We start from the raw sequence: 14,887 nt of genomic DNA on the forward strand, positions 1-14,887 counted from the left end.
TCCCAGTCGGTTCGGCCCACTCCCCGCAGGCCATCAGGTTCCCGTGCGTCTCCTCCGGTGCATCGCCAGCGCCACCGCCGCGATCAGGATCAGACCCTGCACCACCTGCCGGACGGGTTGCGGCAGGCCAAGGAAGTTCAGAAGCGTGAAGATGGCGGTCAGCGCCAGCGCCCCGCCAAGCGCAGCAGGCACGGAGCCGCGCCCGCCCAGCAGCTGCGCGCCGCCAAGGACGGCGGCGGTGATCGCCTCCAGTTCGTAGCCGGAGCCCACGTCGATCGACACGCCCGCGAAGCCGCCCAGGAGGATCCCCGCGATGGCCGCCGATAGACCCGACAGCATGAAGGCCGTGATCCGCACCCGGTTGACCGGGACACCGGCCAGCCGCGCCGCGACCGGATTGTCGCCAATGGCATGAACCATGCGCCCGAGGTTGGTCCGGTGCATGAGCCAAGCCAGCACCCCCACGACCACCACCAGCACGATGACCGACACCGGGATGAACCGCACCAGCGGCACGTCGCGGATCAGCTCCCTTCCGAAGAAACGGAAGGTGTCAGGCAGGTAGCCGCGCGGCGCCCCGCCCGACCACATGAGGGCCAGTCCGTTCAGCGTGATCATCGTCCCCAGCGTGGCGATCAGCGACGGCACCCTGAGGAAACAGACGATGGCGCCGTTCACCGCGCCCACACCCAACCCCATGCACAGCATCAGCGGGATGACCCAGTAGGTCGCCGCCGGATCGTTGTCTGTCAGCATCGACGACCCAACGACCACCAGCGTGATGAGCGAACCGACCGACAGGTCGAAGCCGCCCGAGACGATGACATAAACCTGCCCGGCGGCAAGGATCGCCAGCGGCGCGGCACGCTTGAGGAAGTTCATGTAGCCCGTGGGCTCCGCAAAGCCGGGGTTCATGAAGAAGATGGCCACGATCAGCGCCGCCAGCAGGAACCACACCGGGTTGATCTGCGGCAGGCTGCGGCGGCGCTTGCGTCCGGGGCCCGCGGCGCTCTGGTCCGTCATGCGGCAATCCTCTTCGACCGGATGGCGTAGAAGGCGACGGCGGCGACGATGATGATCCCGCGCAGCACCTGCTTGGCGAAGCTGTCCACCCCGGCGATGTTGAAGGCGGAGTCGATCAGCGAGAAGATCAGCATCCCCGCCATCGTCCCCCAGACCCCGCCGCGCCCGCCCGCCAGCACGGTGCCGCCGATCACCACGACCGCGATGCTCTCGAGGTCATAGACCCCGTCCGCACCGATCCACGGCGCGCCCGACCGCAGGCGGCTGGCAAGGTAGAGCCCGGCGATGGCCGCGCAGACCGAACAGATGATGTGGCTGGCCACGACGACACGTTCGGTCTTGATCCCGGCGAAGCGGGCCGCCTCCTCGTTGCCGCCGACGGCGTAGATGTCGGACCCGAACTTCGTGAACCGCAGCACCGCCCAGGCCAGCACCGTCATCAGCGCAAGGAAGATCAGCGCGAAGGGCACGGCGCCGATCTGCCCGTAGGCGAAGATCTGGAAAGCGGGCGGGACGCTGCCCGCGAAGTTCGACACGAAGGCCGACAGGCAGCCCTGGATGATCAGGCTCATGCCCAGCGTCGCGATCAGCGGATTGACCTTCAGGCGGCTGACCACCAGCCCGTTGAGCAGCCCCACCAGCGCGCCCAGCAGCAGCGCGGCCAAGACGGCGGGCAGGATCATCGCAGGCGAGCCGTCCATCACCACCGACGCCAGCACCGCCGTCGCCGAGATCAGGCTCGCCACGCTCAGGTCGATGGAGGCGACGAGGATGGTGAAGGTCTGCCCGATGGCCGTGATCCCCAGCGCGATGGACCGCCCGAGGATCGCGATCAGGTTGCCGAAGGACAGGTATTGCGTCTGGTCCGTCGCGACCGCCACGATCACGTAGATCACGAAGGCGCCGACCAGCAGGATCAGCGGCGCCCACCGTTCGAAACGGAAACCCGTGCGGGCCGGAGGGGCGTCGCTTGCAAGGCTCATGCCGCTCGCTCCCCGCCGCCGGTCTCTCCGGTCGCGGCGTGCATGATCTCCTGCTCGGAGGGCCCGTGGGCGAACTCGGCGGCGATCCGGCCCTCCTGCATGACGAGGATGCGGTCGGCGGCGCCGATCACTTCCGGCAGGTCGGACGAGATCATCAGGATCCCCGCCCCGCCGCGCGCCAGTTCGCGCATCAGGTGGTAGATGCCCGCCTTGGCGTTCACGTCGATGCCGCGCGTCGGTTCGATGAAGATCAGCAGTTTCGGGCGCATCGACAGCCAGCGCGCGACGATGGCCTTCTGCTGGTTGCCGCCGGACAGCGCGCGGATGTCTTGGTCGTAGGAGGCGGCGCGGATCTCCATCCGGTCGAGCAGGTCGTCGATCCCGTCCAGGTCCGCCTGCCGGGTGCGCTTGTGGCTCGACCAGAGGGGCGCGAAGGCGCGCGGCGTCAGCATCGCGTTGTCGCGGACCGACTGCATCAGCACCAGCCCCTCGCTCTTGCGGTCGCCGGGCAGCAGGCCGACACCGGCCTCGATGGCCTCGCGCGGCGAACGGAACGCCACCCTCTTGCCTGCCAGCGTCACCTCGCCCCGCTCGAACGGCTCCTGCCCGAAGAGCGCCAGGGCCAGCGCGACGCGGCCCGCCCCCTGGATACCGGCCAGCCCCACGATCTCGCCTGCGCGGACGGTCAGGTCGATGTCGTGCAGCACGGCGTTGGAGCCGCCCGAGACCGTCAGCACCGGCGCGCCGATCTCCGCCTCGGTGGCGGGCGGGGCATAGAAATCCTCGATGTCGCGGCCGACCATGGCGTGCACGATCGCGTCCGGTGCGGGCACCGTATCGAACCGTGCGGCGACCTCCCCGTCCTTCAGCACGGTGACCCGGTCGGCCAGCCGCGTGATCTCGCGCATGCGGTGGGTGATGTAGATCACCGCCACGCCCCGCTCTCGCAGGCGGTCGACGGTGGCGAAGAGTTCCTCGCATTCCGCCTCGTTCAGCGCGGCGGTGGGTTCGTCCATGACGATGACCCGCGCGTCGTAGGACACGGCCTTCGCGATCTCGACCATCTGCTGCGTCGCCACGTCGAGCGTGCCGACCGTCCTGTCCGGGTCGATCCGACCGCCGGTGGCAAAGAGGTCGAGCACCTTGCGGGTTTCCCGGCGCATCTTTGCCTCGTCGATCAGGCCGAACCGCCCGCGCGGCTCCCGCCCGAGGAAGAGGTTCTGCGCCACCGTCCTCTCGGGCAGCAGCGAAAACTCCTGGTAGATCACCGCGATCCCGGCGCGCAGCGACTCCACGGGGTGCACGAAATGCACCGGCGTGCCGCCCAGCCGGACCTCGCCCGCATCCGCATGATAGACGCCCGACAGGATCTTGATGAGCGTCGACTTGCCCGCCCCGTTCTCGCCCACCAGCGCCTGCACCTCGCCCGCGCGCACGTCGAAACTGACGTCCGACAGCGCCTTCACGCCCGGGAAGGTCTTGGTGATGCCCTTCATGTCGATGACGGGGTCGGTCATGCGGCCTCCCACGTCCTGCGGATGAAGTCGTGCGACTCCGAGAACAGCGTCTCGAAATCCGGGAACAGCGGGCGCCAGACCCGCGTCGCGGCGGCCAGTTCCGGCACGCCCGCGCCGAAGGCCTCCAGCACCACCGGGCCGTCGAAGCCGGTCTCCTTGGCGGTGCGGAACACGGTGGCAAAGTCGATCTGCCCGCGCCCCGGAATGCCCCGGTCGTTTTCCGATACATGCAGCACGTGCATAGCTTCGCCCAGCATCCGGATCGCGCCCGCCTGGTCGTGCTCCTCGATATTGGCGTGGAAGGTGTCGTACATGATGCCGAACGCCGGGTGCCCGACCGCATTCACGTAAGCGCGCGCCTGCTCTATGGTGTTCAGGAAGTAGGTCTCGAACCGGTTAAGATGCTCCAAGGCCAGCACGTAGCCGTTGCGCCCTGCGCGTTCGGCCATGGCGCGGTGCGCCTCCGCCCCGCGGGCGATCTCTGCCTCGGTCGGGCCCTCGCCGGTGAAATGCGCCATCGGCGCGTGGAACGGCCCGCCGACCGTCTCGGACCCCAGCGCCTCCGCGCAGTCCTGTATCCAAGACAGGTGGTCCAGCCCGCGCCGGCGCACCGCCGGATCGTCGGACAAGGGGTTCGCGTCGGGATCCGGCACGATGGAGGTCTGCGCGCGGCCCAGACCCAGCCCCGCCAGCCGCTCGCCCAGCCAGGCGTAGTGCGACGGGTCGCCATGCATCACCGGCACCTCGACATGGTCATAGCCGATCTCCGCGATCCGTTCGATCAGCGGCAGGTGGCTCTCGTCGATGTGCCCGCCGAGGCAAAGGAGGTTGATCCCGAGCTTCATGGCGTCACCCACGCGCTTTCGTCCCGCGCCGAGCGCAGGCAGGCGTCGATGAAGCGCATTCCGTCCAGCCCGTCCTCGATGGTCGGATACAGCAGGTCGCCCGGCACGTCCTGTCCGGCGCGGCGGGCGTGGATTGCCCGCGCCGCTTCGGAATAGATCGTGGCAAACGCCTCCAGGTAGCCTTCCGGATGCCCGCCCGGCACGCGGCTGACGGCGGCATTGGCCTCAGTTGCACCCGCGCCGTTGCGGGTCAGCAGGCGCTTGGGCTCTCCCAGCGGCGTGTACCACAGGTAGTTCGGGTCCTCCTGGCACCACTCCAGCCCGCCGCGCTCTCCGTAGATCCGCAGTTTCAGAGCGTTCTCGTTGCCGGGCGCGACCTGGCTGCACCAGAGCATCCCCTTCGCGCCGCCCTTCCAGCGCATCATGACATGGGCGTTGTCGTCCAGCGTGCGGCCCGCTCCAAAGGCATGCAGGTCGGCGGCCAGACGGTCGACCGTCAGACCCGACACGAAACAGGCGAGGTTGTAGGCGTGGGTGCCGATGTCCCCGATCGACCCGCCGCCGCCGGAGCGCGCCGGGTCCATCCGCCATTCGGCCTGCTTGCCCTCGGCCTCGCCCGCCATCCAGTCCTGCACGTATTCGACCTGCACCAGCCGCAGTGCGCCCAGCGTGCCCTCTGCCACCATCTGCCGCGCCTGCCGAACCACCGGGTAGCCGGTGTAATTGTGGGTCAGCACGAAGAGCGCGCCCGACGCCCGAGCCACCGCTGCCAGTTCCTCGGCATCGGGCAGCGTGGAGGTCAGGGGCTTGTCGCAGATCACGTGGATGCCGCGTTCCAGGAAGGCCTTCGCTGCCGGGGCGTGCACGTGGTTCGGCGTCACGATGGCCACCGCCTCGATGCCGTCCGCCCTGCCCGCCTCGGCCTCTGCCATTTCCTCGAAACTGCCGTAGCTGCGCGGCAGGCCAAGCGCCTCCGCGCTGGCATGGGCCTTCTCCGGGGTGGCGCTGAGCGCCCCGGCCACCAGATCGTAATGCCCGTCGATGCGGGCGGCGATGCGGTGAACGGCCCCGATGAAGGCGTCCGCACCGCCTCCGACCATCCCCAGCCTGATCGGCGCCTCGGCCATCCTCAGCCCTCCAGTCCCAGCATACGGCGGTTGGCGGCGTCATCCGCCCCGCCGTCCGCGAAATCGTCGAAGGCACGCTCCGTCACGCGGATGATGTGATCGCGGACAAAGGCCGCCCCCTCGCGCGCCCCGTCCTCCGGGTGTTTCAGCGCGCATTCCCATTCGACCACGGCCCAGCCGTCGAACCCCTGCGCCGTCAGCTTCGAGAAGATGGCCCCGAAATCGACCTGCCCGTCGCCGAGGCTGCGGAACCGTCCCGCGCGGTCGATCCACGACTGGAACCCGCCATAGACCCCCTGCTTGGCGGTCGGCGTGAACTCCGCATCCTTGACGTGGAACATGCCGATCCGCTCGGCATAGGTGTCCAGATGCGCCACGTAGTCGAGGCATTGCAGCACGTAATGCGACGGATCATACAGCATCCGCGCACGGCCATGGCCGTTCACCCGTTCGAGGAACATCTCGAAGCTGATGCCGTCGTGCAGGTCCTCTCCCGGGTGGATTTCGTAGCAGATGTCGACGCCGCAATCCTCGGCGTGGTCCAGCAGCGGACGCCAGCGCGCCGCCAATTCGTCAAAGGCCGCCTCCACCAGACCGGCCGGACGCTGCGGCCACGGATAGACATAGGGCCAGGCCAGCGCGCCCGAAAACGCCCCAAGTGCCGTCAGCCCGAGGTTCTGCGACGCCGTCAGGGCCATCCTGACCTGCTCCACCGCCCAGGCCTGCCGCGCCTTGGGGTTGCCCCGCACGGACCCGTCGGCAAAGCCGTCAAAGGCGATGTCATAGGCGGGATGAACGGCCACAAGCTGGCCCTGCAGGTGGGCCGACAGCTCCGTCACCGTGATGCCGTTCTCTGCCGCGCGGCCCTTGAAGGTGTCGCAATAGTCCCGTGATTCCGCCGCCTTGGCGAGGTCGAAGAGCCGCTTGTCCCAGCTGGGCACCTGCACGCCTTCGTAGCCGCAATCGGCCGCCCATCTGGTGATGCCGTCCCAGTCGTTAAACGGGCGTTCGTCCGACGCGAACTGCGCCAGGAAAAGGGCCGGACCCTTGATCGTCTTCATGTTTCCTCCCGCCGCCGCGACAAGATTCGCGGCGTCCTCCCGGTGGCTATGAAAACGATTACATCAAAGCGCAACGCAAATTGCAAATGTAAATGTAATCGATTAATCAAATGACGGTATCGAAGGGGACCTCATGGTTGGCAGAGTGCGTATCGTCGATGTTGCATCGCTGGCCGGGGTGTCGACGGCGACCGTCAGCCGCGCCCTCTCCTCCCCGGAAACCGTCGGACAGGAAACCCGGCAGCGGGTCATGGACGCGGTCCGCGCCACCGGCTACCGGATCAACTCCGCCGCCCGCGATCTGAGGCAGCGCCGCGCCCGCTCCGTCCTGATCCTCGCGCCGAACCTCGCCAACACCTACTTCAGCCGGATCTTCGCGGCGATACAGGAAGAGGCCAGTTCCGTCGGTCTGACCGTGCAGATCTCCGACAGCCGGATCGGCCGGGACAAGCTCGTCTCGCTCGGCTACGACGGGCGCGCGGACGGCATCGTGCTGCTCGACGGCACAATCGACCCCAAGGTCGTCAACGGCTGGAACCTGCCGCTGATCCAGCTCAGCGAATGGAACGACGCCTATGACGCGCCGCGCCTCGTGCTCGACAACCCCGGCGCGGCAAGGCTGGCCGTCGACCACCTGGCGAAGCTCGGTCACCGCAGGCTGCTGCACGTCAGCGGGCCGGAGGACAACATTCTCGCCCAGACCCGGCGCGACGGCTTCCTCTCTGCCACCGGCGAACTGGGGTTGAAGCCGCAGGTCCTGCAGGGCGATTTCACACTTTCCTCGGGGACGGAGGCCGCCCGGCGCTGGTCCGACCTCCCCCGCCGACCCACCGGCGTCTTCTGCGCGTCGGACGAATGCGCCTGGGGTTTCATCTCCGAATGCGTGCGGCTGGGGTTCTCCGTGCCGGGGGACGTCAGCGTGGTGGGCTTCGACGACATCGACTTTGCCGCGCATTTCCTGCCCGCGCTGACCACCCTGCGCCAGCCCCGCGAAGAGATGGGCCGCACCGCCGCCCGCCAGATCATCCGCATGATCGCGGGCAGTGCGGCAGAGGGCGGACAGGATGACGACATGCCCGGCGAACTCATCGTCCCGAAGCTGGTCGTCCGCTCCACCACCGGCCCCGCCGCCGGCTGAGCGCCGCACGATCCGGCCTCCGCCGCACGCCGCAAGGGCAACGGCGCGGGATCAACCGGAACCGTTGGCACTTCCCTCGATACCCCCTACCGCCAGGACACCCCCTCGGACCTACCGGCCTTTTTGGCCGCAGCCGACACCCAAGGAACCCGCCGCGCGGCCGGGAGCCGTCGAGCCCTGACCGATGCGACCAATGTTTGCGCAAACCCCATGCCGGAACCTCTTGACGACTTTTTGTATGCACGCGTATACACGCGCATGCAAAATGGGACGGAGACCGGGATGACCACTGAAGATGACAACACCCCGCAGGGCAACGCCGCCTATGCCCGCCTGCTGACCGAGCTGCGCGAAGGCCGGCTGAACCCCGGCGACCGCCTGCGCGAGACAGAGCTGGCTGACCGGCTTGGCATGTCCCGCACCCCGGTTCGCGAGGCGATCCGCCAGCTCGAGGCCGACGGTATCGTAACCCATGTTCCCCGTCAGGGCGCGACAATCCGGACGCTGGATTACGCCGAGGTCATGGAGCTGTACGAGATGCGCGCCGTGCTCGAAGGCACCGCCGCGCGGCTGGCGGCACGGGCGGCCTCGGATATCGAGATCGAGGAGCTGATCGACATGAACCAGCAGATGGCGCAGCTGGGCAACGCGCCGGAGGCTTTCGTTCTGAACCGTCAGTTCCATGCCGCGCTTCTGGACGCCGCCAAGAACCGCTTCCTCGCGCGGTCTATCCACACGCTTCAAAAGGCGCTGATGATCCTTGGTCCCACGACGCTGACCGAACCGGACCGCGCCGCCAAGGCGGTGGAGGAACACTTCGGCGTGCTCGACGCGATCAAGGCCCGCGAAGGCGCCCTGGCCGAAGCCGCCATGCGCGCCCACATCGAGGCGGCCCAGAGGGTGCGCGTGCGTGCCCTCCGCGCCCTGCCCGACCGCACCCCCGGCTTTGATGGAGACCTCTTGTGACCCGGACCGAGGACACCCCCGACATCGTCGTCATCGGCGGCGGCAATGCGGCGCTTTGTGCTGCCATCACCGCGGCCGAGGCGGGCGCCCGCGTGCTGATCCTCGAATCCGCGCCAAAACCCTATCGCGGCGGCAACTCGCGCCACACCCGCAACTTCCGCTGCATGCACCACGGGCCGCTCGGCCCGCTGGTCGACAGCTACACGGAAGAGGAATACCTCGCCGACCTGCTGAAGGTCACCGGCGGCAAGACCGATGAGCATCTGGCCCGCCTCGCCATCCGCACCTCGGAGGACTGCCTGCCGTGGATGGAGGCCCACGGCGTCCGATTCCAGCCGTCCCTCTCGGGCACGCTGTCTTTGGCGCGCACCAATGCCTTCTTCCTCGGTGGCGGCAAGGGGCTGGTCAACGCCTACTACCGCACCGCCGAACGTCTCGGCGTCCAGGTCAGATACGAGGCCGAGGTCACCCACCTCGACCTCGACGACAACCGCATCGCCTTCGTCGACTACACGCAAAACGGCGAAACCCACCGCGTCACGCCGAAATCCGTCGTCGTCGCCTCCGGCGGGTTCCAGGCCGACACCGACTGGCTCGCCCGCGCCTGGGGGCCAGCGGCGAAGAACTTCCTGATCCGGGGCACACCTTACAACCGCGGCGTCGTGCTGGCGGACCTGCTGGATCAGGGCATCGAACAGGTGGGCGACCCGACGCAATGCCATGCCGTGGCAATCGACGGCCGTGCGCCCAAGTTCGACGGCGGCATCGTCACGCGCCTCGACTGCGTGCCCTTCTCCATCGTGGTCAACAAGGACGCACAGCGGTTCTACGACGAGGGCGAGGACGTCTGGCCCAAGCGTTACGCAATCTGGGGGCGGCTGGTGGCCGCGCAGCCCGATCAGGTGGGCTATGTCATCATCGACGCCAAGTCGCTGAACCTGTTCATGCCGTCGGTGTTCCCGCCAATCAAGGCCGACACGCTGGAGGAGCTGGCGCAGAAGATAGACCTGCCCGCCGACGCGCTGGCGCAGACCGTGGCAGAGTTCAACGCCGCCTGCGGCGACACGACGAACTTCCACCCCACCGAACTCGACGGCGTGTCGACCACCGGGATCACGCCGCCCAAGACCAACTGGGCGCGCCCCATCACCGAACCGCCGTTCTACGGCTACTCGCTCAGAACCGGCGTGACCTTCACCTATCTCGGGCTGAAGGTCGACGAGAACGCGCAATGCGCCATCGGCAACCGCCCTGTCACCAACCTCTGGGCCGCGGGCGAAACCATGGCCGGGTCGATCCTCGGCCAAGGCTACCTTGCCGGTTTCGGCATGACCATCGGCACCGTCTTCGGACGCATCGCAGGCAAGGAGGCCGCCGCCCATGCAAACTGATCTGCTCCAGGAAGCCCGCCGCCAGGCCGAGATCTGCAATGCCTGCCGCTATTGCGAGGGCTATTGTTCGGTGTTCCCGGCACTGCACGCCGAGCGCGCCTTCAGCGACGGCGACCTCACGCAACTGGCGAACCTCTGCCACAACTGCCGCGGCTGCTACTACGCCTGCCAGTACACCGCTCCGCACGAGTTCGACCTGAACCTGCCGCAGGCGCTGGCCAATGTCCGGCAGGACAGCTGGGAAGACCTCGCCTTCCCGCAGGCGGCAGGCCGGGCCTTCCAGAAGAACGGCGTCGCCATCGCCGTGGCGACCGTGATCGGCTTCGCACTCCTGTTCTGGGCGGCACGCGCGCTGGCTGCGCAGGGCGGCGAAGGCTTCTATGCCGTGCTGTCGCACAACACGATGGTGGCGATCTTCCTGCCCGCCTTCCTCTTTCCGCTGGTCAGCATCGCGATCAGCCTGCGCCGTTACTGGCAGCGGGTCGGCGCCGGGCCGTTCCGGACTGCACATCTGGTCAAGGCTGTTAAGCAGGCTGCCAACATGAGGAACCTCAAGGGCGGGCACGGCGACGGCTGCAACTTCGAGGACGAAGACCGCTTTTCCCACGCCCGCCGGATGGCGCATCAGGCGGTGATGTACGGTTTCCTGCTGTGTTTCGCCTCGACCAGCGTCGCCACGGTGATGCACTACGCGCTCGACATGCCCGCGCCTTACGGCATCTTCTCCCTGCCGAAACTGCTAGGGATCTCGGGCGGTCTCCTGCTGGTGCTGGGCTGCGCCGAGATGATCCGGCTGAAGCTTCGATCCGACCGGGCGCTCGGCGCGACGCAGGCCTTCGGGGGAGAGGTCGCCTTCGTCGGGCTCCTGGGTTTCGTGGGCCTCAGCGGCCTGCTGCTCTACGCCCTGGGTCAGACCGGCGCCATGCCGCTCCTGCTGGTCCTGCACCTCGGCGCTGTGCTGGCCTTCTTCCTGCTGACCCCGTTCACCAAGATGGCCCACGGCTTCTATCGTCTCACCGCCCTCGTCGTCGACGCGCAGCGTTGAGGCCTGGCGCGACTTCAGGCGCACCATCATCCCCCGCGGGGCTCCCCATCCGAAGCGATGGCCGGGAGCCCCATATCATGGCTCCCGGCAGGCATTCGGCGCGCCCAGTAAAACCGCTCGCCGCCGTCCGGAGACAAGCCGGTTGGCCCGCAGGGGCGCGCATGAATGTCGGCGTGCAGTCCGAAGCACCGACAGTCACGCAATCATCAAGGCATGGCCAGACCCGGCAGGTCGGCACGAGGAGCGGATACCTACACCTCGCCCCGCATGGCGCGCGACAGGCGGCGAATTCTGATCGCGCGGTTGAGTTCTCCGCCAAAGATCAGAACCAGCGCCGCCAGATACAGGAAGTAGAGCGCCGCGATGATCCCCGCGAGGCCGCCGTAATAGCTCGCGTACGTGGCGAAATGGCCGAGGTAGAACGAGAACGCCACGGTCAGCGTGATCCATGCGCCGACCGTGAACAGCACGCCGGGGTAGATCGATGAAAACCGCGTGCGCCGGGCGGGCAGGAAGAAATGCGCCAGAAACAGCGACGAGACGAGGATGAGCGCTGCCGCCGGGTACCGCACGAAGCGCACCGTGACAGAGGCCGGATCGAACCCGGGAAACAGGACGTGCAGCCACGACCCGGCGCGCGGGGCCAGCACGAGAAGATACCCAACCAGCACCAGCACCAGACTGGCGATCACCACCATCAGGGCCATCAAAGGATAGAGGACGTACCACGCCCGGGTCTCGCGCACCCCGTAGGCACGGTTGAGCCCCATCCGGACGCCATCGACCCCGCCGAGGGCGAACCAGACGGTCAGCAGGATGCCGACCGACAGGACACCGCCGCGCTGGACTGTCATGACCTGACGCACCTCCGCGACGATCGGTTCGATCAGCGTGGGCGGGACGATGGCGATGAGAAACGAGATCAAGTCTTCGGCCATGCTCTGATTGCCGACAAAGGCGGTCAGCGACGACGTAAAGATGAGGAAAGGGAAGACGGCCAGAAGCACCCGGAAGGCCACGTTCCCGGCAAGCCCGAAGGCATCGTCGCTCCACAGCCGCAGACCGGCCTCGCGCAGAACGCTCCAGACAGCGCGCCAACCGGTCCCGCGCAGCAGGCCTTCGGGATTGTCGGTGACGATGCCGTGGGTGATGACGGCGTCCCGACCCGCTTCGGTCGGCGTACGTTCAGCCATGCGGCGTCCTTCTCTTCTGGCCGGGTGTCCGCCCCTGTTGCGATCGGCGGGCCGAGGCACCTTCCGCCAAAGCACGTCGGGATGCCAGCATTGGATCAGGATGCCCCCGCCCGCAATCCGAGATGTATCGGACTTTTGCCCGGCATCCAGACAGGGTGGGACTTCCATTGCGAATGACCGTTCAGGTGCGGACACGCTGCGGCACCTGTCACCTCGTCGGGGAACTGCCAGAGAACGAAAACTGGGCAATTCACCAAACGAAGCCCAGGGGGCGCGGGCCAATACCGGTTCAGTCCTCGGCAGAGTCCACCGCCACGTCGCCAGGCAATCCGCGTTGACAGCTTTCAGCCCGGTGCTACTGCTTGCTTATCTGTATTCTCAGGACGTCTGACGCATGACACGCTTAACCATTGCCCGGGCAGCCCTCCTTTGCGGTGCGGCCCTCTGCGGTTCTTCTTCTGCCATGGCCGACGGGGCCGCCCCCAAACTCGGCCCCAATGCCACGCCGCTCCCCGCCGAAACGGACTATCTGCGGCAGAGCCCTGCCCCGGATTACTGGGCGTTTTCCGCTTTCGTGAAACCTCAGTTCACCACGTCGGCCTGTTCGATTGCCTCTGTCACCGCCGCCGTCAACGGCTTGCGCGGCCTGCCAACACATGCTGAAGATACCGTGCTGACCCAACCGGCTTTGCTTGAGCAACTGGGCGATGCCACATGGGCCGGACTTTCGGCAGAGGGCGGCGACGGGGTGACCTTCGACCAGTTGGCGGAGTTCACCGGCAAGACGCTCACAGCCCTTGAGATGACCGATTACAAGGTGGAGACGTTCAAGCCGTCCACAGCCGATGACGCGACCCTTGCACAGCTGCGCGAGATGCTGGCCGCCAACGAAGAAACCGCGGAAGATGTGCTTCTGCTCTATTTCAACCAGGGCGTGATCACCGGCGACTGGGACGGGCCGCATGTCTCGCTGATCGGGGCCTACAACGCCGCCGAAGACCGGGTGCTGATCCTCGAGGTGGATCAGGAATGGTACATCCCCTATTGGACCCAGGTGCCGGTTCTGCTGGAGGCGATGCTGAAGCCGACCTCAGCCGAGCACGGCGTGCTGGAAGGCGAAACAGGCGGCTTCGTCCACGTCAAGCGCGGCGGGTAGACCCTGTCGCCACGCGCCTGCCGGGGCCGACACGGGACTGGCTCAGCCATAGTGCCGGATGCCGGGCATGGACTACGAGTGGCGCACGGCTGAGTCGGCGTGCGCCGCCCCTGCCGCGCTTCTGCAGGTCCGCTCCGAACCTTTTCGCGAAAGCCACATCGGCTTGATCCCCCGGTAAAGCCTCTTCCGCCCGGGTCTCCCCAACTGCGTCACCGTCGCTTTTCCGGATCACGCCCGCGTTGCGTTCTGAGCGCCCGTCAGCCTCCGCAGGTCGTCGATGACCGAAGTCCCAACCATTTGCGCCACGTTGAACCTCATGCAGGCACCGGCGCTGCGTGACACGCTGAAGGCATTGCCCGGGGCAAGCACGATCCCGTCTTCCCAGGCGGCCCGCGTCAGCGCCGTACCGTCCACGCCATCCGGGAGCCGGCACCAGAGAAACGCCCCGGCCTCCGGTTCGTGCCAGGGCGTGATGCCGATCTCCGCGAGTTGCGGGGTCAGCGCGCTCCGCGCCCCCGCCAACCGGGTCCGCATGCCCTGAACGTGCCGCCGGTAGCTCCCCTCCTTCAGCAGATGCACCAACAACTGGGCCGAAAGCGCGCCCCCACCGAAGGACGTGGCCAGTTTCAGATCGACGAGCGGGTCGATCCATGCCGGGCGCGCCGCGATGTAGCCGCAACGGATCGAGGCCGAGAGCGTCTTCGAGAAGCTGCCGATCTGGACGACCCGCTCCAGCCCGTCGAAGGCGGCCAGCCGCGGGGCCGGATGATCCTCGAAATCGGCGAAAATGTCGTCCTCGACAATCAGCAGGTCATGCGCCTCGGCCAGCCGCAGGATGCGGTGACAGCTGACAGGCGAGATCACCGTGCCGGTCGGATTGTGCGGGCCGGAATTGGTGATGTAGAGCCGCGGCCGGTGCTCCTTGAGCGCGGCTTCGAAGGCGTCGAGGTCGGGTCCGCTCGGGGTACGCGGCACGCCTATGGCCTCGACCCGGTGGGCGCGGAAGAGCGCGAGGAAGTTGAAGTAGCACGGATCGTCGATCAGCACCTTGCTGCCGGGTTCAAGCAGAAGCCGGCAGACGAGGTCCAGCGCCTGGGTCCCGCTCTCGGTCAACATGATCTGGTCCGGATGCGCCTCCACGCCACTGTCGGCCATCCGCACGGCCAGCAGGTTGCGCAACTCGGGAAGGCCCAGCGGCGTGCCATACTCCGTCAACCCCGCCTCCGGCGACCGGGCCAGGCTGCGCAGCGCCCGCCTGATCTCCTCCTCCGGCATCCAGCTGCTCGGCAGCCAGCCACAGCCCGGGTTGGCGCGGATGCGCCAGCCGTCGAGCGCCTGCCGGGTGATCCTCAGCGGGTCGATCTCCCGCGCCACGGCCGGGCCGCTGTCGCTTAGCGAAAAGGGCGGCAGATGCGCGGCCACGTAGAACCCGGAGCCGCGGC

General features: G+C 67.5%; 13 protein-coding genes. 5 read left to right on the top strand and 8 right to left on the bottom strand.

The genetic code is table 11. The annotated features are described in order from the left end of the window. Positions 1-33: 33 nt before the first annotated feature. The 6 genes from QNI11_RS11850 to QNI11_RS11875 are packed head-to-tail and all read right to left on the bottom strand — an operon-like array spanning position 34 to position 6,556. Entirely contained in the window at positions 34-1,023 is a 990-nt protein-coding gene (locus tag QNI11_RS11850) for an ABC transporter permease (protein WP_283980279.1), read from the bottom strand. Continuing rightward, positions 1,020-2,006, bottom strand: a complete 987-nt coding sequence (locus QNI11_RS11855) for an ABC transporter permease (RefSeq protein WP_283980280.1) — start codon at positions 2,004-2,006, stop codon at positions 1,020-1,022. The genes QNI11_RS11850 and QNI11_RS11855 overlap by 4 nt, the downstream gene beginning before the upstream one ends. After that, on the bottom strand, positions 2,003-3,523 hold the full coding sequence (locus QNI11_RS11860) for a sugar ABC transporter ATP-binding protein (RefSeq protein ID WP_283980281.1): 1,521 nt from the start codon (positions 3,521-3,523) through the stop codon (positions 2,003-2,005). Before QNI11_RS11860 ends, QNI11_RS11855 begins: the two co-directional genes overlap by 4 nt. Continuing rightward, positions 3,520-4,380: a sugar phosphate isomerase/epimerase gene (locus QNI11_RS11865; protein ID WP_283980282.1), complete on the bottom strand. Its 861-nt coding sequence runs from the start codon at positions 4,378-4,380 to the stop codon at positions 3,520-3,522. Before QNI11_RS11865 ends, QNI11_RS11860 begins: the two co-directional genes overlap by 4 nt. Further along, positions 4,365-5,495, bottom strand: a complete 1,131-nt coding sequence (locus tag QNI11_RS11870) for a Gfo/Idh/MocA family protein (protein WP_283980283.1) — start codon at positions 5,493-5,495, stop codon at positions 4,365-4,367. Before QNI11_RS11870 ends, QNI11_RS11865 begins: the two co-directional genes overlap by 16 nt. A 2-nt stretch (positions 5,496-5,497) precedes the next feature. Beyond that, positions 5,498-6,556 (bottom strand): sugar phosphate isomerase/epimerase, encoded by a 1,059-nt coding sequence (locus QNI11_RS11875; RefSeq protein ID WP_283980284.1) that lies wholly within the window; start codon positions 6,554-6,556, stop codon positions 5,498-5,500. A 133-nt stretch (positions 6,557-6,689) separates the two neighbouring features. On the opposite strand from QNI11_RS11875, the gene QNI11_RS11880 reads away from it, so the two are divergent. From QNI11_RS11880 to tcuB, 4 genes are all read left to right on the top strand, one after another. After that, positions 6,690-7,694 carry a LacI family DNA-binding transcriptional regulator gene (locus tag QNI11_RS11880; RefSeq protein ID WP_283980285.1) on the top strand — a complete coding sequence of 335 codons (1,005 nt, stop codon included), beginning with the start codon at positions 6,690-6,692 and terminating at the stop codon, positions 7,692-7,694. A gap of 282 nt (positions 7,695-7,976) precedes the next feature. Beyond that, positions 7,977-8,660: a GntR family transcriptional regulator gene (locus tag QNI11_RS11885; protein WP_283980286.1), complete on the top strand. Its 684-nt coding sequence runs from the start codon at positions 7,977-7,979 to the stop codon at positions 8,658-8,660. Continuing rightward, complete coding sequence (tcuA, locus tag QNI11_RS11890) at positions 8,657-10,051, top strand: FAD-dependent tricarballylate dehydrogenase TcuA (RefSeq protein ID WP_283980287.1); 1,395 nt, start codon at positions 8,657-8,659, stop codon at positions 10,049-10,051. Before QNI11_RS11885 ends, tcuA begins: the two co-directional genes overlap by 4 nt. After that, a complete protein-coding gene (gene tcuB, locus QNI11_RS11895) occupies positions 10,041-11,096 on the top strand; it encodes a tricarballylate utilization 4Fe-4S protein TcuB (RefSeq protein ID WP_283980288.1) in 1,056 nt (351 codons plus the stop codon). Before tcuA ends, tcuB begins: the two co-directional genes overlap by 11 nt. A gap of 251 nt (positions 11,097-11,347) precedes the next feature. Here the strand turns inward: tcuB and QNI11_RS11900 are convergent, their stop codons facing one another. Beyond that, positions 11,348-12,289, bottom strand: coding sequence for a YihY/virulence factor BrkB family protein (locus QNI11_RS11900; protein WP_283980289.1), 942 nt, complete (start codon positions 12,287-12,289; stop codon positions 11,348-11,350). A 394-nt stretch (positions 12,290-12,683) separates the two neighbouring features. Here QNI11_RS11900 and QNI11_RS11905 point away from each other — a divergent pair, with 394 nt between their 5' ends. Further along, on the top strand, positions 12,684-13,445 hold the full coding sequence (locus QNI11_RS11905; protein WP_283980290.1) for a phytochelatin synthase family protein: 762 nt from the start codon (positions 12,684-12,686) through the stop codon (positions 13,443-13,445). 228 nt (positions 13,446-13,673) lie between these two features. On the opposite strand, the gene QNI11_RS11910 is transcribed toward QNI11_RS11905, so the two are convergent. Then, a complete protein-coding gene (locus QNI11_RS11910) occupies positions 13,674-14,867 on the bottom strand; it encodes a PLP-dependent aminotransferase family protein (RefSeq protein WP_283980291.1) in 1,194 nt (397 codons plus the stop codon). Between the last annotated feature and the right edge of the window lie 20 nt (positions 14,868-14,887).

This window comes from Sagittula sp. MA-2, from assembly GCF_030126985.1.
Taxonomy (GTDB): Bacteria; Pseudomonadota; Alphaproteobacteria; order Rhodobacterales; family Rhodobacteraceae; genus Sagittula.

Excerpts from the sequence above, each read along its gene's own strand:
- QNI11_RS11900 (WP_283980289.1), bottom strand. The coding sequence starts at position 12,289 with ATGGCTGAACGTACGCCGACCGAAGCGGGTCGGGACGCCGTCATCACC.
- tcuB (WP_283980288.1), top strand. The coding sequence starts at position 10,041 with ATGCAAACTGATCTGCTCCAGGAAGCCCGCCGCCAGGCCGAGATCTGC.
- QNI11_RS11850 (WP_283980279.1), bottom strand. The coding sequence starts at position 1,023 with ATGACGGACCAGAGCGCCGCGGGCCCCGGACGCAAGCGCCGCCGCAGC.
- QNI11_RS11875 (WP_283980284.1), bottom strand. The coding sequence starts at position 6,556 with ATGAAGACGATCAAGGGTCCGGCCCTTTTCCTGGCGCAGTTCGCGTCG.
- QNI11_RS11870 (WP_283980283.1), bottom strand. The coding sequence starts at position 5,495 with ATGGCCGAGGCGCCGATCAGGCTGGGGATGGTCGGAGGCGGTGCGGAC.
- QNI11_RS11905 (WP_283980290.1), top strand. The coding sequence starts at position 12,684 with ATGACACGCTTAACCATTGCCCGGGCAGCCCTCCTTTGCGGTGCGGCC.
- QNI11_RS11860 (WP_283980281.1), bottom strand. The coding sequence starts at position 3,523 with ATGACCGACCCCGTCATCGACATGAAGGGCATCACCAAGACCTTCCCG.
- QNI11_RS11880 (WP_283980285.1), top strand. The coding sequence starts at position 6,690 with ATGGTTGGCAGAGTGCGTATCGTCGATGTTGCATCGCTGGCCGGGGTG.
- QNI11_RS11855 (WP_283980280.1), bottom strand. The coding sequence starts at position 2,006 with ATGAGCCTTGCAAGCGACGCCCCTCCGGCCCGCACGGGTTTCCGTTTC.
- QNI11_RS11885 (WP_283980286.1), top strand. The coding sequence starts at position 7,977 with ATGACCACTGAAGATGACAACACCCCGCAGGGCAACGCCGCCTATGCC.